Source organism: Salinivibrio sharmensis, assembly GCF_001995985.1.
Taxonomy (GTDB): Bacteria; Pseudomonadota; Gammaproteobacteria; order Enterobacterales; family Vibrionaceae; genus Salinivibrio; species Salinivibrio sharmensis.
Map to the genome: position 1 here is coordinate 12209 of NZ_MUFC01000025.1, position 17299 is coordinate 29507.

16 protein-coding genes, 1 rRNA gene and 1 other RNA gene are annotated in these 17299 nt (G+C 48.7%); 11 read left to right on the forward strand and 7 right to left on the reverse strand.

Annotated elements, in window-relative coordinates; translation table 11 throughout:
* Nucleotides 1–12: 12 nt before the first annotated feature.
* Nucleotides 13–1374 carry a GIY-YIG nuclease family protein gene (locus tag BZG74_RS14765; RefSeq protein ID WP_077773279.1) on the forward strand — a complete coding sequence of 454 codons (1362 nt, stop codon included), beginning with the start codon at nucleotides 13–15 and terminating at the stop codon, nucleotides 1372–1374.
* A gap of 758 nt (nucleotides 1375–2132) precedes the next feature.
* Here the strand turns inward: BZG74_RS14765 and BZG74_RS14770 are convergent.
* The 3 genes from BZG74_RS14770 to smpB form a co-directional block, all read right to left on the reverse strand.
* A complete protein-coding gene (locus BZG74_RS14770; RefSeq protein WP_077668379.1) occupies nucleotides 2133–3371 on the reverse strand; it encodes an integrase domain-containing protein in 1239 nt (412 codons plus the stop codon).
* Nucleotides 3372–3537: 166 nt separating this feature from the next.
* Nucleotides 3538–3904: a transfer-messenger RNA gene (ssrA, locus tag BZG74_RS14775) on the reverse strand.
* Between the two features lie 47 nt (nucleotides 3905–3951).
* Nucleotides 3952–4437, reverse strand: coding sequence for an SsrA-binding protein SmpB (smpB, locus tag BZG74_RS14780; protein WP_069362793.1), 486 nt, complete (start codon nucleotides 4435–4437; stop codon nucleotides 3952–3954).
* 155 nt (nucleotides 4438–4592) lie between these two features.
* Here smpB and BZG74_RS14785 point away from each other — a divergent pair, with 155 nt between their 5' ends.
* Nucleotides 4593–5024 carry an SRPBCC family protein gene (locus tag BZG74_RS14785; protein WP_046075180.1) on the forward strand — a complete coding sequence of 144 codons (432 nt, stop codon included), beginning with the start codon at nucleotides 4593–4595 and terminating at the stop codon, nucleotides 5022–5024.
* A complete protein-coding gene (locus tag BZG74_RS14790; RefSeq protein WP_077773280.1) occupies nucleotides 5017–5367 on the forward strand; it encodes an RnfH family protein in 351 nt (116 codons plus the stop codon). The genes BZG74_RS14785 and BZG74_RS14790 overlap by 8 nt, the downstream gene beginning before the upstream one ends.
* A 62-nt stretch (nucleotides 5368–5429) precedes the next feature.
* Here BZG74_RS14790 and bamE read toward each other — a convergent pair whose 3' ends face one another.
* From bamE to nadK, 3 genes are all read right to left on the reverse strand, one after another.
* A complete protein-coding gene (gene bamE / locus BZG74_RS14795; protein ID WP_046075182.1) occupies nucleotides 5430–5786 on the reverse strand; it encodes an outer membrane protein assembly factor BamE in 357 nt (118 codons plus the stop codon).
* 232 nt (nucleotides 5787–6018) lie between these two features.
* Nucleotides 6019–7686, reverse strand: a complete 1668-nt coding sequence (gene recN, locus BZG74_RS14800; RefSeq protein ID WP_077773281.1) for a DNA repair protein RecN — start codon at nucleotides 7684–7686, stop codon at nucleotides 6019–6021.
* 182 nt (nucleotides 7687–7868) lie between these two features.
* Complete coding sequence (gene nadK, locus BZG74_RS14805) at nucleotides 7869–8750, reverse strand: NAD(+) kinase (RefSeq protein ID WP_077773282.1); 882 nt, start codon at nucleotides 8748–8750, stop codon at nucleotides 7869–7871.
* A 173-nt stretch (nucleotides 8751–8923) separates the two neighbouring features.
* On the opposite strand from nadK, the gene grpE reads away from it, so the two are divergent.
* The 3 genes from grpE to dnaJ all read left to right on the forward strand — a co-directional run bounded on the left by grpE (nucleotide 8924) and on the right by dnaJ (nucleotide 12956).
* A complete protein-coding gene (gene grpE, locus BZG74_RS14810; protein WP_077579582.1) occupies nucleotides 8924–9568 on the forward strand; it encodes a nucleotide exchange factor GrpE in 645 nt (214 codons plus the stop codon).
* Nucleotides 9569–9765: 197 nt separating this feature from the next.
* Nucleotides 9766–11688: a molecular chaperone DnaK gene (gene dnaK / locus BZG74_RS14815; RefSeq protein ID WP_077773283.1), complete on the forward strand. Its 1923-nt coding sequence runs from the start codon at nucleotides 9766–9768 to the stop codon at nucleotides 11686–11688.
* A 119-nt stretch (nucleotides 11689–11807) separates the two neighbouring features.
* Nucleotides 11808–12956, forward strand: coding sequence for a molecular chaperone DnaJ (gene dnaJ, locus BZG74_RS14820; protein ID WP_077773284.1), 1149 nt, complete (start codon nucleotides 11808–11810; stop codon nucleotides 12954–12956).
* Nucleotides 12957–13039: 83 nt separating this feature from the next.
* On the opposite strand, the gene BZG74_RS14825 is transcribed toward dnaJ, so the two are convergent.
* A complete protein-coding gene (locus BZG74_RS14825; RefSeq protein ID WP_077773285.1) occupies nucleotides 13040–13507 on the reverse strand; it encodes a type IV pilin protein in 468 nt (155 codons plus the stop codon).
* A gap of 99 nt (nucleotides 13508–13606) precedes the next feature.
* Here BZG74_RS14825 and BZG74_RS14830 point away from each other — a divergent pair, with 99 nt between their 5' ends.
* The 5 genes from BZG74_RS14830 to BZG74_RS14850 form a co-directional block, all read left to right on the forward strand.
* Nucleotides 13607–14203, forward strand: a complete 597-nt coding sequence (locus BZG74_RS14830) for a pilus assembly FimT family protein (RefSeq protein ID WP_077773286.1) — start codon at nucleotides 13607–13609, stop codon at nucleotides 14201–14203.
* A gap of 43 nt (nucleotides 14204–14246) precedes the next feature.
* Complete coding sequence (locus BZG74_RS14835) at nucleotides 14247–14840, forward strand: hypothetical protein (protein WP_131825644.1); 594 nt, start codon at nucleotides 14247–14249, stop codon at nucleotides 14838–14840.
* A complete protein-coding gene (locus tag BZG74_RS14840) occupies nucleotides 14837–16255 on the forward strand; it encodes a hypothetical protein (protein ID WP_077773288.1) in 1419 nt (472 codons plus the stop codon). Before BZG74_RS14835 ends, BZG74_RS14840 begins: the two co-directional genes overlap by 4 nt.
* A gap of 1 nt (nucleotide 16256) precedes the next feature.
* The gene (locus BZG74_RS14845) at nucleotides 16257–16688 is read left to right on the forward strand and encodes a type II secretion system protein (RefSeq protein WP_077773289.1); all 432 of its coding nucleotides are present in this window, start codon (nucleotides 16257–16259) and stop codon (nucleotides 16686–16688) included.
* Nucleotides 16689–17107: 419 nt separating this feature from the next.
* Nucleotides 17108–17299: ribosomal RNA gene (locus tag BZG74_RS14850) — 16S ribosomal RNA — on the forward strand; the annotation flags it as partial.

A 17299-nucleotide genomic window follows, 5' to 3' on the forward strand; every position in this document is an offset into this window, starting at 1 on the left:
GAGAAGAAAAGGATGAGTAGCGAACGACTTACTTTGGATGAGTTACTTCAAGACCTACCCGAAGGGCTCCTTGAGGAGGAAAACATTCAAAAGAGCCCTAGGTCCAAACGAACTAGTGGAAACGAATTTTTTGACCGAATTAATGAGTTTGTCGACACACATGGACGTGAACCTGAGCCTAGTGCTGCTCCAGGAACGGAAGAGCGGATATTAGGCCTTAATCTAAAGGGAGTGCGGCGTGACCCGGATTTAGTCTCTCAACTGCATGATGCAGATCGTCACTACCTTCTACCAGTTGACGAGACAGGTAATACAAAACCTGACAATAATACATCTCATCGGCCTGATGTACTCGAATCAAGTCCTTCAATCGGTGCTGAGTTAAAGTGCGAAATAGACGATATTGATGACAAAGGTGGACAAATAGACGAGTTTTCTTCTTTGGACGAGGTACTTGCTGACGAAGATCTATTAGGTTTTCTGAATATGCCCTCTGAGGCTGATGATGTGTTTGAGATGAAACATATCGATGGATATCAGCAATCGCGTAAGAACCCCGACGAGATAGCAGATCGCGAGCTTTGTCATGACTTTGATTTTTTTGCTCCTTTATTTCACCGGATGAGAGGCCGTATCGCAGAAGGCATTGCCAGTATTGAGCCGTTTCAACAAAGAGGTCAGATTGAGGTTGGAGATTATTTTTTCCTTCGTGGTCAGATGTGTTTGGTCGACTCCATCACAGCGGAAGAAGAGCGAGAATCTGGCCCTACTGCCTATCGGGTTAGAGTTATATTTGACAATGGCACCGAAATGACGCCCTACAAGCACTCTTTAGGTCGAGCTCTGACCGGTTATAAATCGAGAGGATATGAACCAGGCCAGCGTATTGTCGATCCTGACATTGTTGCAGATCGTTTTAATGGACTGACACATCGAGACCAATCACAGGGCATTATCTATGTTCTACGATCGAAACGTACAGATAAGTTAATACGAGAACAACGTGATCTCTATAAAGTGGGGTTGACGGCGCGCTCTCTTGAAGATCGTTTACAAGGAGCAGAAGGTCAAAAAACCTACCTTGAAGGGCCTATTGAGGTCGTTGCAGAGTGGGAAATTTATGGCGCTAATTTGCAACGCGTTGAGAGGCTTTTACACGCATTCCTAGCACCTCGGCGCTCAGATTTTACTTTGGTTGATGTAAATGGGCGAACCTATCACCCAAGAGAGTGGTTTAATGTACCATTTTTAACAATTAAAAGAGTTGCAGAAGCGATTATAAATGACACGTTGATGAATTATCGGTTAAACCCAATGAATGGTGAACTGGTTGCTAAGGGCACGAGTCAGAGTGTCGACGATGGTGAGATTTAGTGTCTATGCTTATGTATTGGCGCCAGGTGAATAGAGCGGGTGAGGCTGAAGAGGATCACTCGGTCTCTATGTATATTGATGATAATAAACGGCTTTCTGGTTAAAGTATGACACTTTTCAGTTTTGTTGAGGCAATGTTGCAGATGGCAGCTCTGGCGTTAGCTTTCTTTGGCTTGCTTGGTAGATTCGCTCTAATCGCTGCGGTCTCTTTTTTTGTTATAGCTCAGAGACGATAGTGGGATGGTTAGTTGCTCTGTTTATAGGGACTTTTGCGTGGCACTCAAATGCTGATACGTGGTTTCCCCCTATCAAAAAGTTATTTGGCTTAGACTCAAACTCAAAGTGAGACGCTGTCAGTTTGAAAAGTGCAGATAGTTATCCTCGTTTTTGCTGCTAACATAGTGCTGTCAACGCCAGTTTAAAATTGACCCACTTATCGACGTTATCGCCGACGTAAAGCTGACCCATCGATATTGTCACCTCTCCTGCTATTGATCAGCTAAAAGCCAGTAATAAACCCAATACTTGTACATTCATACAGGCTAAGTAAAAGTGCCTGGGTGGCAATGAGATTTGAGGGTTTTAATGGTCCCCGTACCCCACGCCGTACCCAGAGCGATTTTTAGTTTATTAAAATGAGCGTAAAACCCTTATTCGATGCGCTCTAACCACACCCCGGCTTCGGTATGGTGGGTAGATGGCCTCCCACGCAGGGAGCGCAGAGTATTCAGGTAGCGAGTTTTTATCGGGCTCTACGGTTAGATCACTTTCAGTTGCTTAGTCCCAGTCACTGATAGGCTGCCTTTAGCCGCTTGCTCGATGTGTCCACTCCACCAGCACATCATTGGGCGTCGGCGTTCGATGTAGTCTGTCCGGTTATATGCACTCCGTACCTGGTTGTCATCAACGTGGGCAAGTGCGGACTCGATGAGGTCTGCATCAAAACCCTGCTCGTTCAGTGTTGTACTTGCCAGGGAGCGTAGCCCATGACTCACGAGCCGGTCGGCAAACCCCATTCGTTTTAGTGCCATATTGGCCGTTTGGCTATTACAAGGCTTTTGCGGATCACGATCTGAAGGAAAAATAAAATCACGATGGCCACTTATCGGCTTGATCACTTCTAATATCGCCAGCATCTGCTCTGTGAGTGGGATCCGGTGTTCTCTTCTTTTTTTTGTCCTCTCCGCCGGGATAATCCATAGTTCGTTATCCCAGTCTATTTCATCCCATCGTGCAGCTGCCGCTTCTGCTGGCCGCGTCATGGTGTGTAGCTGCCATTCGATTAGGCACCGGGTAACTCGTTTGATATTCGCGTAAGCAAGCTTTTGCATTAACTCTGGTAGTTCATCGGGAGTTAACGCCGCCATATGGTTCTTTTTGGGCTTTTTAAATGCAGCGCCAATGCCCGATAGCGGGTTAGCGTGGATAAGGCCACAGTTAACCGCGTAGTTCATCATTTCGTTTAGTCGTTGGACCAAGCGCTTTAATGTCTCTAGGCTGCCCGATGCTTCAATGGGCTTTAAGGCATCTATCACCATAGGGGCAGTGATTTTGGAAAGGGGAGTAGCGCCAAGCTTTGGAAAAATGTGGCGTTCCAGAGAGCGCCATATGTCGGTCGCGTATCCCTCAGTCACTTGCTCTTTTTTCAGCTCGAACCACTGGTAGGCGACTTTCTCTACCGTATGTTCGGTGAGCGCAATCTCTTGCCTTTGTTGCTCTTCACGGTGTTCCTTAGGATCGATGTTTTGAGCGAGGAGGGCCCTTGCATCCATGGTTGCTTTACGCGCTTGAGATAGGGTAACAGTGGGATAGGCACCGAGGCTGAGGTTGGTGCGCTTTTTGGTGAATGGACGCAGGTAATTAAAAAGCCAAAGCTTAGAGCCGGTTGGTTTAACTCTTAGTCTGAGCCCGTCGCCATCATAGAGTAGGTACTCTTTCTCTTCTGGCGTTGCCGCTTTTATCTTCTTATCCGTAAGCTTAGCTATGATTTTAGCCATAATGGGTACACCTCTCAGCCTCCATTTTCATCAGTGTACACCTCGGTGTACCTAAAAATCAAAGCGGTTGGTGGACCTCTATGGACCTTGATGAACGCTAAGTTATTGATTTTAACTTATTTAAGGCAATAAAAAAGACGTCCGTAGACGTCTTTGAATATAAAATTGGTGGAGCTGGCGGGAGTTGAACCCGCGTCCAGAATCAGTCTAGCCAATGGCGCTACATGCTTAGTTTGTCTTTAATCTCGTCAGTGTGCTGCGGACAAACACGCCACACAAAGACATACCCAACTTAGTTTTAACGCTTCAGCTCTTGGGTCAAAGCATCCACGCGATCCTGTTTGGTTTTGACTATCCTGAATCCCCGTCCTACAGGCGGAGGCTAGGGAGGATAGGCACTCAACAGGTTATTAAGCTGCTAGTGCGTAGTTTTCGTCGTTTGCGACTATTTGTTTGCGGCTTTTTACGAGGCCAACCGCCCCTCGGCATGCTCCACGGGCCTTCTCAATCCTGTCGAATCCTGAATCAGCCCCAGAGTGTGAGCGGCAGAGTCTAACACATTGATCTACCGCGTCAACGATTAACGCGCTGCGTTTTTCATGATCCTGGACTTTTGTCGCTGCCAGTCTCTGTCTTTCGCCGTGTCGCGTTTGTCGTGTAATTTTTTACCTTTCGCTAAGCCTATTTTGAGTTTAGCAAAAGATTTTTTCCAGTATAAAGACAGCGCCACCACCGTGAAACCGTCTCGATTTACCTTACCGAGCAAGGTATCAAGCTCACGCCGTTTAAGCAATAGCTTACGGGTGCGCTGCGGATCGGCCACCACGTGTGTGGAGGCGACATTAAGCGGGGTAATGGTTGCCCCGAACAAAAAGGCTTCCCCGTCTTTTAGCAACACATAGCTTTCGCTGATATTGGCTTTTCCTGCTCGGAGTGCTTTCACTTCCCAGCCTTGCAGCTCTAGCCCCGCCTCAAAGTCATCTTCAATGAAGTACTCAAAGCGTGCCTTTTTATTCAGCGCGATAGTGTTACTACTTGCTTTGTTCTTTGCGTTTTTCTTAGCCATAGTGGCCGCATTATAAAGGCGATATATCGAAGAATGAAAGGATTATCGCACTCAGTGGCATAAAGAGTCTGACTTTATCCGTGATGTGGGTTGCGAGCATTGGTCTAAATCAGTCTCGATGGTATTATTTCGCGGTTAACTTGCAAGGAGTCCCTATGCCGCAAATCATCCGCTCGGCTTTAGTGCCGTACAGTGCTGAGCAAATGTTTGCCTTGGTGAACGATGTTGAATCCTATCCTGCTTTCTTGCCTGGGTGTGTGAGCACCCGTCTTATTGAGCATACAGACACCACCATGGTCGCATCTTTAGATGTCGCGAAAGCAGGGATTAAGAAAACATTTACTACCAAAAATTATTTGGTGGATAACAGCCGTATTGATATGACACTGGTGGACGGGCCATTCAAACGCTTAAGTGGTGGCTGGAAATTCACGCCGTTATCAAGTGATGCGTGCAAGATAGAGCTCGACCTCGAGTTTGAGTTCACTAACCGCTTGGTCGAAGCTGCCTTTGGCCGCATCTTCAGCGAGTTAACCAGCAGTATGGTGAAGGCGTTTACAGAGCGAGCGAAAGAGATTTATGAGTGAAGAGACGTTGCTGCATGTTGAAGTGGTTTACCCGTTGCCTAATGAGCAACGTATTTTCAACTGCGTGGTGAAGCCAGACTCGACGGTAGAAGACATTATTCGTCAATCAGGTGTCTTAAGCGCCTATCCGGAAATTGACCTTGAGACCAACAAGGTTGGGGTGTTTAGTCGGCCAGTGAAGCTAGATGCCCAAATACGCGATGGCGATCGTATTGAGATTTACCGGCCGCTGCAAGCCGACCCGAAAGAGATCCGCCGTCGCCGCGCCGAGCGCGCGAAGCAAGAGGGAAAAGCGGATCCTGTTACTGGTGGGCGTGTGGATACTCAGCGCAAGCGCTCGTAACGGGTCAAAAAGAAAGGCGCCGATCGGCGCCTTTACTAAAGGATGAGTATGTGGCGGCACCGTTACTGAACGGCCTCGAAAAATTGCTCGCCCGGCTCGAAATCACCATCCATGTTGACGAGTTGATTATTATCATCGAATGAAAGCACCAGATCTTTTTGTGTTGGCGCTTCATGGCCAGGTTGTTGCCATTGCACAAAGTACCAAGTGTTAGGATAGCCTGACTCAACGAGCATAGGTGGGCCGAGAAGGAACTTTACCTGCTCCTTGGTCATGCCAAATTTCAAGGCGTCGACGGCCTTTTCTTCAATGTAATTACCTTGGTTTATATCCACGCGATAAACCAGCTTTTCGGCATAAGAGCAACCCATCATGGCAATCGCCATCAGAGAGGCAACGGCGGCTTTAGTCCAACCCATAGTTAATATCTTCACTGTCTTGTTTGATGGCAAATCATGTCTGTCGGTGACCGTGTAGTCTGCGACTGATGCGTCCCGAGTATAATGAAGCAGGGAATATATGTAAAAACCTGCTGACGACTAGCGTTTCGACGATGATAGCGTGAAAAAGTTCGACAGGTGTAAGGAAATAAGCGAGAAACGTGGCCTCAGTGCACGTTTCTCGCTTCAGGTTTCGCCATGAGGTAGAAGACTAGGCGGCGACAAGAAGGTCTTCAGCATTGGCCAGGGTGCGCTCAGTGATCTCACTGCCACCCAGTAATCGCGCAAGTTCACTAATACGTGCTTTGTAGTCGAGCGGATACATACGGGTCGTGGTGCTGCCTTTATCAGTATCTTTGGCTACAAACATCTGCTGATGACCACAGCCTGCAACTTGTGGCAGGTGGGTCACACACATCACTTGGGTGGAGTCGCCAAGCTGACGTAAGAGTTTGCCTACAATCGCGGCGGTTGGCCCACTGATCCCCACATCGACTTCATCGAAGATAAGGCTTGGTGTTTCAACCTTCTGGGCGGTGATCACTTGAATGGCCAGCGAGATCCGAGACAGCTCACCGCCCGAAGCAACTTTAGACAACGGCTGCAAAGGCTGACCTGGGTTTGTCGACACAAGAAATGCCACCGCATCACCGCCTAGTGGGCTAAGGTGGGTCTCGGCTTTATTCTCGACTTGGATCTCGAAGCTACCATGTTCCATGCTCAGCTGGTGCATGCTTTGCGTGATCAATTTGTTCAACTCTTTGGCATAGCGACGACGGCTCTTGCTCAGCTTTTCAGCGGTGTCGAGGCAATCTGCGAATTGTTGATCCACTTGTGCTTGAAGCTGCTCAATGGCCTCATCGTTATGTGCCAGTTTTTCCAACTCTTTAATCAGCTGCTGGTGGGTGTCATACAATGCTTCCGGTTGGACATGATGCTTGCGAGACAAGCCCATGATGGTACTCATGCGTTGATCTAGATACTGAAGGCGTTGAGGATCCATATCGAGTTGGTCAAGATAGCCACTTACTTCTTGGCTCGTCTCTTGGGTTTGGATCCGAGCTTCTTCGAGCATTTCAGCGAGCGGCGAAAAGTGACTGTCTAGTGCTGCCAGTTCACTTAAGCGCTGTTGGGCCGCCGTCAGTAAACTCAATGTGTTGGTCTCTTCGCCATCACTGAGTAAATCCACCACCGCCTGACTGGTCATGGCGATATCGCCACTGTTTGACAAGCGCTTATGCTCTTCTTCAATTTGCTGGTATTCCTCTTCGCCCAATGCGAGTTCATTGAGCTCACCCACTTGATATTCCAAAAGCTGTTGCTGAGCGTCAATGTCGTCTTTTTTCTTGATCAGTGCTTTTAGTTCATTTTTAGTGCGGCGCCAGCGCTGGTAGCGTGTTGCCATTTTATCTAGCAAGCTTTGGTGGCCAGCGTATTGATCCAACAAAGTAATTTGGTGTTCAGGGCGTAACAGTTGTTGGTGCGCGTGTTGGCCGTGGATATTTATCAATAGCTGCCCCAGCGCTTTTTGCTGTGAGGCAGGTACGGGGTTACCGTTGATATAAGCGCGTGAGCGGCCTTCTTTGGTGATCACTCGCCTTAATATGCAATCATCACCGTCTTCCAGTTCGTTATCTTGCAGCCAGCGACGTGCAGCGCTGTTTTGCTCGAGGGTGAAACTGGCAGAAATTTCTGCGCGTTTCTCCCCCGGGCGCACCATGTTGGCATCGGCACGATCACCAAGGCACAACCCTAGCGCATCGATAGAAATAGATTTACCCGCCCCGGTTTCACCGGTGATCGCCGTCATGCCTTTACTAAACTCGAGCTCCAAGGATTTAACGATGGCAAAGTTTTGAATGGTTATATCGGCTAACATAGAGAGACACCTGTATCTATCGACAACTGTTTATAGATACAGTATATACTGTTTTTTCATCCAGTGAACACTGTGTGGCGAGAATTGTTGTGAATGGGATGAGCCGCACAAAAATTGCGCATTAAAAAAGCAGGAAGCCCTGCTTTTTATCGGATAGATGTAATAGGCAAGAAACAGTTGGCTTAAAACAACTTGGAAGACCAACCCAGTTTTTTTCGTAACGTGTTGTAATAATTATAATCTTGAGGGTGAATGAGCTTGAGGGTGGCGGGGCTTTTGTAAATATGCACCTCATCTCCTGGATTAACCGGCAGAGAGACTTGGCCATCACAGCTCACTTCGAGTGTCCCACGGTTGTCAGGAGAAACCAGTAATTTTATACGGCGGTTGCCATCGACAACCAATGGGCGGCTCGACAATGTATGTGGGAACATAGGCACAAGCGAAATCGCATTGAGGCTGGGAGATAAAATAGGGCCACCGCCGGATAGGCTGTATGCGGTTGAGCCTGTGGGGGTTGAAATAATGATCCCGTCTGATCGCTGTGAGAAGGCAAACTGCTCGTTAATGTACACCTCAAACTCAATCATGTGTGCGACTTGTCCAGGATGAAGTACCGCTTCATTCAATGAGGCGTTGTGGCTTTTTACCTGGTCGTGGCGATGAATTTCGGTTTCGAGCAAAAAACGGTCTTCGTCCACGTAGTCGCCATTTAATACCGCTTCTAGCGCATGTTCAAAGGCTTCGGGGTCTAAGTCGGTGAGAAAGCCAAGATTACCGCGGTTAACACCGATGACTTTTATGTTGCAGCGAGAGAGTACTCGCGCGGCGCCAAGCATATTGCCGTCCCCACCTATCACAATGGCCAAGTCGGCGTGTTGGCCTATCGTCACGAGATCCAAATAATGGGCATCTGGCAAGCCAAGATTGGCGCTCAAGCGTGTATCAATGCACACCTCATAACCGCGTTCAGTTAGCCAGTGATAAAGGCCGATGTGTGTGTTAACCGCTTCCGGGTTACGAGGTTTGCCAATCAGGGCAATGCGCTGGAATGGTGTCGACATAATCAGGATCTCATCGTTATTTGTGCCCAGTATAACGCGGTAAAAAAGCGATTGTCGTGATTTGCGTTATGTGGGCGGTTGAATCATGAAGATTCATCCCCATAATACTTTCGTCAATCAAGTTGAATAGTCCCAGTGGCGTGCTGGGCAATGCCATTTGTGTCGGAGTGATCATGAGCGAAGAACAGAAAGTGAAGCAAGAGCAGGAAGCGAAGAAAGATGCGCAAGCTGCTGAAGCCAAAGGTAAAGAGCAGGCCGCTGAGCAACAAGCAAGTGGTGGTGCAGACATTGAACATGAAGAAACGGCGGCCATGATTGCGCGCATCACTGAGCTGGAAGCTGCTCTCGAGGCGAGCGAAGCTAAGGTGCAAGAGCAGCAAGACAGTGTGCTGCGTGCTCGCGCTGATGTTGACAACATGCGTCGTCGCACCGAGCAAGAAGTGGATAAAGCACGCAAGTTTGCCTTAGAGAAATTTGCCGGTGAGCTTTTACCTGTGATTGATAACCTTGAGCGTGCGGTTGAAATGGCCGACAAGGAAGACGAATCAATCAAGCCAATGGTTGAAGGGGTAGAGCTGACGCTGAAAACCATGATGGACACCATTGATAAGTTTGGTTTGAAAGCGATCGACCCTCAAGGTCAACCGTTTGACCCAGAATTGCATCAGGCGATGACCATTCAAGAAAGCGCCGAGCATGAGCCAAACACCGTAATGATGGTGATGCAAAAAGGCTATGAACTAAACGGTCGAGTCGTGCGTCCAGCCATGGTGATGGTGTCTAAAGCGCCGCAAGGTAACGTAGACGAAAAAGCCTAAGCAGGCGCGGGAGAGGGATGTTACCAAACCGGGCTCGGTGTTTTTTTTGCCTTCTCCCCTTGAAAAGCGCTTGGCTGCCCCTATTTAAACGGCAGCACTAAATAAAATTTGCGGTGAGGGGGTTGAACCTCTCACAGTTACCCCCCACTTAAGGGGTAACGTATTAAAGCCACAAAACGAATTTCGGAGAGCACCAGATGGGTAAAATCATTGGTATTGACTTGGGTACAACCAACTCATGTGTCGCCGTACTTGACGGTGAAAAAACGCGCGTCATTGAGAACGCAGAGGGTGATCGTACAACACCATCGGTTATCGCTTACACACAAGATGGTGAAACACTTGTCGGCCAGCCTGCGAAGCGTCAGGCAGTGACAAACCCAGAAAACACCCTGTTTGCTATCAAGCGTCTGATCGGCCGCCGCTTCGAAGATGAAGAAGTGCAGCGTGATATCAGCATCATGCCTTACAAAATTGTGAAGGCAGATAACGGTGACGCTTGGGTTGAGGCGAAAGGCCAAAAGATGGCTGCGCCACAGGTGTCTGCTGAAGTCCTGAAGAAAATGAAGAAAACCGCTGAAGATTTCCTCGGTGAGGAAGTCACTGGCGCGGTAATTACTGTCCCTGCTTACTTTAACGACTCACAGCGTCAAGCAACCAAAGATGCTGGTCGTATCGCAGGCCTAGAAGTTAAACGTATCATTAACGAGCCAACAGCTGCGGCACTGGCTTATGGTCTAGACAAAAAAGGCGGCGATCGCACAATCGCTGTGTATGACCTAGGCGGTGGTACCTTCGATATCTCTATCATCGAAATCGACGAGGTAGATGGCGAGCAAACGTTCGAAGTATTGGCCACAAACGGTGACACTCACCTTGGTGGTGAAGATTTCGATAACCGCTTGATCACCTACTTGGTTGACGAGTTCAAAAAAGAGCAAGGCATCGACCTACGTCAAGACCCGCTAGCGATGCAGCGTGTTAAAGAAGCAGCTGAGAAAGCGAAGATTGAGCTGTCTTCTGCGCAGCAAACAGACGTGAACTTGCCTTATGTGACGGCGGACGCAACCGGTCCTAAGCACATGAACATCAAAGTGACTCGTGCCAAGCTTGAGTCTCTGGTTGAAGAGCTGGTTCAGCGCTCACTAGAACCAATGAAAGTCGCACTGGCTGATGCCGAGCTATCAGTTGACGAAATCACTGACGTTATCTTGGTTGGCGGTCAAACCCGTATGCCAATGGTACAGGCCAAAGTGGCAGAGTACTTCGGTAAGGATGCACGTAAAGACGTGAACCCAGACGAAGCTGTTGCTATGGGTGCTGCGGCACAAGGTGGCGTATTGTCTGGTGATGTAAAAGACGTACTGCTGCTTGACGTGACTCCGCTTTCACTGGGTATCGAAACCATGGGCGGTGTGATGACTAAGCTGATTGAGAAAAACACCACGATCCCAACCAAGGCGAACCAGGTGTTCTCAACAGCAGAAGACAACCAAAGCGCGGTTACGATCCACGTGATCCAGGGCGAGCGTAAGCAAGCCATGCACAACAAATCACTGGGTCAGTTCAACCTTGAGGGCATCCAGCCTGCGCCACGCGGTGTGCCACAAATTGAAGTGACCTTCGATTTGAACGCTGACGGTATCTTGAATGTGTCTGCGGCTGATAAGCAAACCGGTCAAGAGCAGAAGATCACTATCCAAGCGTCTGGCGGCCTAAGCGACGAAGACGTTGAGAAGATGGTGCAAGAAGCAGAAGCTAACAAAGAAGCGGACAAGAAGTTCGAAGAGCTAGTGACTTCGCGCAACCAAGCTGACCAACTGGTTCACGGCACGCGTAAGCAAATGGAAGAAGCAGGTGACAAACTGCCTGCAGAAGACAAAGAGAAGATCGAAACCGCCATTTCTGAGCTGGAAACCGCACGTAACGGTGAAGATAAAGAAGACATCGATGCGAAGGTTCAAGCACTGGTTGCCGCTTCATCAAAACTGATGGAAATCGCGCAGCAGCAAGCTCAAGATGAGCAGGCGCAGCAAGACGCCGGTGCTGATTCAGCAAAACAAGACGACGATGTTGTCGATGCTGAGTTCGAAGAAGTTAAAGACGACGACAAGAAATAAGCGAAAGCACTGTCGTTAATAAGCACGGGCGTAGGGGAGCAATCTCCTTCGCCCGTCGTTTTATCAAACAGTGAAGTGAACGTCTTTGTTTTGTTGACGTAAACAGGTGCAGTCAGACCATGTCTAAAAGAGATTTGTATGAAGTGCTCGGCTTAAGCCGCGATGCAAGCGAGCGCGATATTAAAAAAGCCTATAAGCGGCTGGCGATGAAATATCACCCAGACCGTAACAAAGGCGATGATGCAGCCGACAAGTTTAAAGAAATTAAGTTGGCCTACGAAGTGCTGACCGACCCGCAAAAACGCGCAGCCTATGACCAATACGGTCACGCAGCCTTTGAACAAGGCGGCATGGGAGGCGGCGGCTTCGGCGGCGGTGGCTTCGGTGGAGGCGCTGACTTTAGCGATATTTTTGGTGACGTATTCGGCGATATATTCGGCGGAGGTCGTCGTGGTGGTCAGCAACGCGCGCAACGTGGAGCCGATTTACGCTACAACATGGAGCTTACGCTTGAAGAGGCGGTCCGTGGCGTCAGCAAAGAGATCGAAGTACCTACTTATGTCGGGTGTAAAACTTGTGATGGCAGTGGGGCGAAACCGGGTTCGAAAAAACAAACCTGTGGAACCTGTAACGGTATTGGCCAAGTGCAAATGCGCCAAGGTTTCTTTGCCGTGCAGCAAACCTGTCCAACCTGTCATGGCAGCGGGACCATTATCAAAGACCCTTGTAACAGTTGTCATGGCCAAGGTCGCGTAAAAGAAACCAAGCACCTAAATGTGAAAATTCCTGCAGGTGTTGATACGGGCGATCGCATTCGCTTATCTGGTGAGGGTGAAGCCGGTGAGAACGGCGCACCGGCGGGTGACTTGTATGTTCAGGTACACGTCCGTGAACACCATATCTTCACCCGTGATGGCAACAACCTCTACTGCGAAGTACCGGTGAGCTTCACCATGGCAGCCCTTGGCGGCGAGGTTGAAGTCCCTACTTTAGATGGCCGTGTTAGCCTTAAAGTCCCAGCGGAAACGCAAACGGGGCGCATGTTCCGCATGCGCGGTAAAGGCGTGCAGTCCGTTCGCGGTGGCGGTGTTGGCGATCTCATCTGCAAAATGGTGGTCGAGACCCCAGTTAATTTGAGTAGCCGACAAAAAGAGCTGCTTCAAGAGCTGGAAGAGTCATTTAGTGGCACTGAGGCGAAAAAGCACAAGCCAAAATCAGAAGGCTTCTTTGACGGAGTCAAAAAGTTCTTTGATGACCTTACTGGATAAGTGCTTAGCCTGACAGACAGTGAAACTCACCTGTCATTAGTGAATAGCCAGCCTTGTGCTGGCTATTTTTTTGCCACAACAACCTATTTCAAAGAGAAGCCGGGCGTTTTCTGCTGGGAGGGAAGCGAGCACGATGTTTCTGCTGATACGCTGGTAATTACCCCATTAGGATATAAAACCAACCTATTGCATGGGTCGTCATGCTGACGACCATCTACTTGAGGGTGCGCGATAATCCTATACCCTGTATCACTGCCTTCTATTGAAAACTGATAGTCAGATGATACTTGGCAATCTGAACAAATAAGCCCTTTTTCTAGCAGTGTAGAGTGAAAGATGCTTGGGTAATATGCCTTGGTGATGACTTGCATTTCTACCCAAGCCTGGAGTTGCACTAACCGCTCAATTGCTGCTTTGCGAGCTTGTGTTTGCTGATACTGGTGAAAGTGAGGCATGACCAGGGCTGTCAAGGTGGCAATAATGGCGAGCACAATCAGGATCTCGATCAACGTCACTCCATGTTGAAAGCGGCGGCTTTGACGTTGACGCATTCTTTTTAACCTCTCGAAGAGTTGATAATGAAAACCCAACTGAGCCTATGCGGGTGTTAGCCTGCAGGCAATGGCGACCCCCAAACCTTGGGAGACAGTATGCGTTTTCAACCTCTGCACGTAAGTCAGTGCTCTCGGCGCTGCCTTAAAAAAATGAGTGGCATCACCCTTATTGAGTCCCTGCTGGTACTGAGCGTGTTGGCGGTTGTTTGCACCATCGCGATCCCCCACTTTTCGTCTGCTCAGCAAGCAACCATGATGGCGAGTCGTAGTGAATCGCTAACAAACTTGTTTTATCTTGCTCAAGCGCGTGCGATGAAAGAAAACCGGGTCTATCATCTTCGCCTACGTAAAACAGAAAACACCCAGTGTATCGTTGCGCAACCGAGTACTGGGAGCGGGCTCGTTAGCAATGAAACTGACTGGCTCTCAGCCATGTCTTGCCAACAGACGAGGTTGCCGATGGTGACGATCCCGACTGATATTTCGCTGTTGCTTAAAGCGAAAAAGAGCTGGGCGCCGTTACCGGAAGGTGAGCTATTCTCGATTGATTTTCGCACCCAGAGACCAACCTTGAATCTGACCGTTGGTTTGGGCGGTGATCGTGGGCAAACGCCTGACTACGTGGTCACTGTCCGTCAATACCTCGGTTTTGAATCCTGTCAGTGGGGTGGTATCGACAGTGCATGCAGCTAAGTCCAAAGGGTACTCATTAGTTGAGCTTTTAGTCGGTTTGTCGGTGAGTCTTTTAGTTTCAATCACAGCACTCTCTGTGATGACGTCGGCGACCACGATGCAAGCCCGGATAGATGCCAAGACGCGCTTATCGCTCGAAGTCAGCCGCCTAGTAACGATGATGGAAACGGAGATACGTCGAGCCGGATTGTGCTACCAGTGTGGTGGCGCGTCGCCCTATCTCTTTGACAATGGTCATGATCTTCAACTTTTACTAATTGATGAAACCCTCTCGCAGCGTCAGGGGCAATGCCTTCGCTTTGCTTATCAACAAGACAGTACCCATCCTACGAGTACCGTGGGTAAAGATGACGCCAAAGGCTTTCGATTAGACACAGAAGCCCATGCCATAGAGGTCTATGAAAATCACCGAGACACAGCGAACTGGTCGTGTGAATCAGGTTATTGGCGAAATATTTCTTCTCGCGAATTGAAGATATCGCATTTATCTTTTACCCGTAATGAAGTGCGTACGGAAAATGGGCGACGTATTACCGCATTGACCATCAAGCTTTCCGCTTCGTTAATAAGCCAACCTAGCCAGCGGAAAGACGTGTCGCGAACGTTGGTTTTAGCTAATACAGTGGCCTCATCATGAAGTACGTCGCAAAATGCACGCGTGACCAAGGTATAGCCACCCTAGCGGTGGTCGCTAGCATCGCGCTGATTACGCTTCTTATCGTATTAGGTGTCAGTCGACGCGCAATCAATGATATCCAACAAACACAGGCGACAGTCAAAACCGAGCAATCCCTTTCCAGAGCCTGGGCGGCTCTAGATTGCGCGGTGGCTAAGATCAAACATGATGGTATTTACTTATCGAAAGACGATGTGGCAGCGGGGATAGCGCAACTCTCATCTTGTCAACATATCGCAGGGAGCCAATTATGGTTGGAGCCTTGGCAAAACAGTGATCGCGGAATGTGGCATCTTTACGCGACCCATGCACAGCAACAAGTCGGAGTGACCCTAGCAAAAGCCACCGGTGCACGAAGAAGTTCATTTGTCACTTCAGGATCAGCAGCGTTTTACGGTGGCAATACATGGCGACCAGCAAAGGGAAAAAAGCGAGAGGATGGTTTATATGAATGCCATTCAATTATGGCGGGGGGCGATGTCATGATTCGTCCGCGCACGCTCGGTGAGAATCAGTCAAAGAGTTCAGAGAGCTCAAAGAATGAAGAGGAAAAAAGTCAAAACATATTTACCGTTCTCTTAGATGATGGCGATGAGTGCGCCCCCGAATATAAAACGAAGGTTAGCGAGTACACAGTGGCAGATAGTCGCGATGAAACCGGCGCGCGACTAAAAAAAGATGTGCAAACCAACGTTGAGAATATGGACTTGTTCAACGATTACTTTGGTGTCCCTCGCGCGCAGTGGAAAACAGTCAGAGATCAATTTGAGCGACAAGGCGGCACAGTTTTTAGTACCTATGGCGATCCCTCTGAGTGCTATGAGCCATTGTTGAATGCGGTTTTAAGCAGTTCATCATCAGAGAGCGCGAATATAAAAGTATGGGTGGAGGGGCCTTGCGATTTGAGTAGGGAGGAAAATGCGGCGTTAAAAAGCGATGTACCTATTCTCCTGGTTGTCCAAGACGGTATTCTGGCACTACGAGGCGGTATGGATACATTTAACGGTGTGATTTATCAATTCAACCCAACACTTACCGCTCATGGGTTTGCTAATCAATGGGGAATGCATACCTCTGAGACTGGACAGATATCTTGTTCGCACCGCAATAACAATATCCAACATCTTTGCGAAATGATCACATCAACTGTCACCAATCCTGATCAAGCAAGCCGTGTCCCTTTTTGGTTTCACGGTAGTTTCATCACCAAAGGCGCATTTATTACTGATGTGCCGGATGGCCATTCTGTGGTGTATGGTTCATTCAAACCTACTTATAGTGGTGAGGTATTACAGCAGAGTTTTGCTGGGCTTAAGCAGTGGCAGCCCGTAAATAATAGCTACCATGACATCAAACCGCCTCATGGGGAGGGGTAATATGTTACAAGCGCGAGGTTTCTCATTTATCGAGATCTTACTGGCTCTCGTGCTGGTTTCTATTACTGGCGCTGGCGTGTCTCGGCTGGCAACGGATATTCAGACTCAGCAGCGTGATGCGCATCTAGCTAAAGGGGCCATGTATTTGGCTAACAACCAACTCTCTCACTGGCGATTGATTAATACTGATGCGCCATGTTCATCAAGTAATAGCGAGCCTATCAGGTTAGATAACCTCTCTGAGTGTTTAATTACCACCGAGGATTCGATCTATGAGCTGGTGGTTGCTAATGAGCAAAACACATTGATGGTCGATAGCGAGGTCTATGCCAAAACGCTAACACTTGCGGTACGCTGGCGTACCACACATGGACAGCAACAAACGCTGGCTTTTTATTTTACTGGGGTGCAGAGACAAAACGGGCTTAATTAAAGCACTTTTCCACGAACGGCAAACGTGAAGTGGTGACTTTTTGTTCGCTTGAAGTGTTTTTCTTAAAAACCCCTTGCGTCACAAAATTACCTCTCTATAATGCGCTCTCGTTGGCACGGCAAGCCGCGCTAACAACGGCAAGACAAGCAAGCAAAACAAAATGCTTGACTTGTTGCTAAGGTGGCGTAAGATGCCACTCCCCTCAAGATTGGGCGGCGCTCTTTAACAATTTGACCTATGCAATCTGTGTGGGCACTCGTTGAGAATAGACAAAAAGATTTATTCGATGAACTGAGTGACCAAACGACAACTTTTATAGTTGTTCGGCACAGTCAATTCGTTTGTCTCGTAAGAGACGAGCAAAACAGTATTTATCGAGCCGTTTGTCTTTCCTTTTGGGAAAGCAAACACCAAAACTTAAATTGAAGAGTTTGATCATGGCTCAGATTGAACGCTGGCGGCAGGCCTAACACATGCAAGTCGAGCGGAAACGGCAGCATTGAAGCTTCGGTGGATTTGCTGGACGTCGAGCGGCGGACGGGTGAGTAACGGCTGGGAACCTGCCCTGACGAGGGGGATAACCGTTGGAAACGACGGCTAATACCGCATAA

What these genes read in the sequence shown, in the direction of transcription:
- BZG74_RS14765 (WP_077773279.1), top strand. Translation starts at nt 13, where the DNA reads ATGAGTAGCGAACGACTTACTTTGGATGAGTTACTTCAAGACCTACCC.
- BZG74_RS14770 (WP_077668379.1), bottom strand. Translation starts at nt 3,371, where the DNA reads ATGGCTAAAATCATAGCTAAGCTTACGGATAAGAAGATAAAAGCGGCA.
- smpB (WP_069362793.1), bottom strand. Translation starts at nt 4,437, where the DNA reads ATGGCTAAGAAAAACGCAAAGAACAAAGCAAGTAGTAACACTATCGCG.
- BZG74_RS14785 (WP_046075180.1), top strand. Translation starts at nt 4,593, where the DNA reads ATGCCGCAAATCATCCGCTCGGCTTTAGTGCCGTACAGTGCTGAGCAA.
- BZG74_RS14790 (WP_077773280.1), top strand. Translation starts at nt 5,017, where the DNA reads ATGAGTGAAGAGACGTTGCTGCATGTTGAAGTGGTTTACCCGTTGCCT.
- bamE (WP_046075182.1), bottom strand. Translation starts at nt 5,786, where the DNA reads ATGGGTTGGACTAAAGCCGCCGTTGCCTCTCTGATGGCGATTGCCATG.
- recN (WP_077773281.1), bottom strand. Translation starts at nt 7,686, where the DNA reads ATGTTAGCCGATATAACCATTCAAAACTTTGCCATCGTTAAATCCTTG.
- nadK (WP_077773282.1), bottom strand. Translation starts at nt 8,750, where the DNA reads ATGTCGACACCATTCCAGCGCATTGCCCTGATTGGCAAACCTCGTAAC.
- grpE (WP_077579582.1), top strand. Translation starts at nt 8,924, where the DNA reads ATGAGCGAAGAACAGAAAGTGAAGCAAGAGCAGGAAGCGAAGAAAGAT.
- dnaK (WP_077773283.1), top strand. Translation starts at nt 9,766, where the DNA reads ATGGGTAAAATCATTGGTATTGACTTGGGTACAACCAACTCATGTGTC.
- dnaJ (WP_077773284.1), top strand. Translation starts at nt 11,808, where the DNA reads ATGTCTAAAAGAGATTTGTATGAAGTGCTCGGCTTAAGCCGCGATGCA.
- BZG74_RS14825 (WP_077773285.1), bottom strand. Translation starts at nt 13,507, where the DNA reads ATGCGTCAACGTCAAAGCCGCCGCTTTCAACATGGAGTGACGTTGATC.
- BZG74_RS14830 (WP_077773286.1), top strand. Translation starts at nt 13,607, where the DNA reads ATGCGTTTTCAACCTCTGCACGTAAGTCAGTGCTCTCGGCGCTGCCTT.
- BZG74_RS14840 (WP_077773288.1), top strand. Translation starts at nt 14,837, where the DNA reads ATGAAGTACGTCGCAAAATGCACGCGTGACCAAGGTATAGCCACCCTA.
- BZG74_RS14845 (WP_077773289.1), top strand. Translation starts at nt 16,257, where the DNA reads ATGTTACAAGCGCGAGGTTTCTCATTTATCGAGATCTTACTGGCTCTC.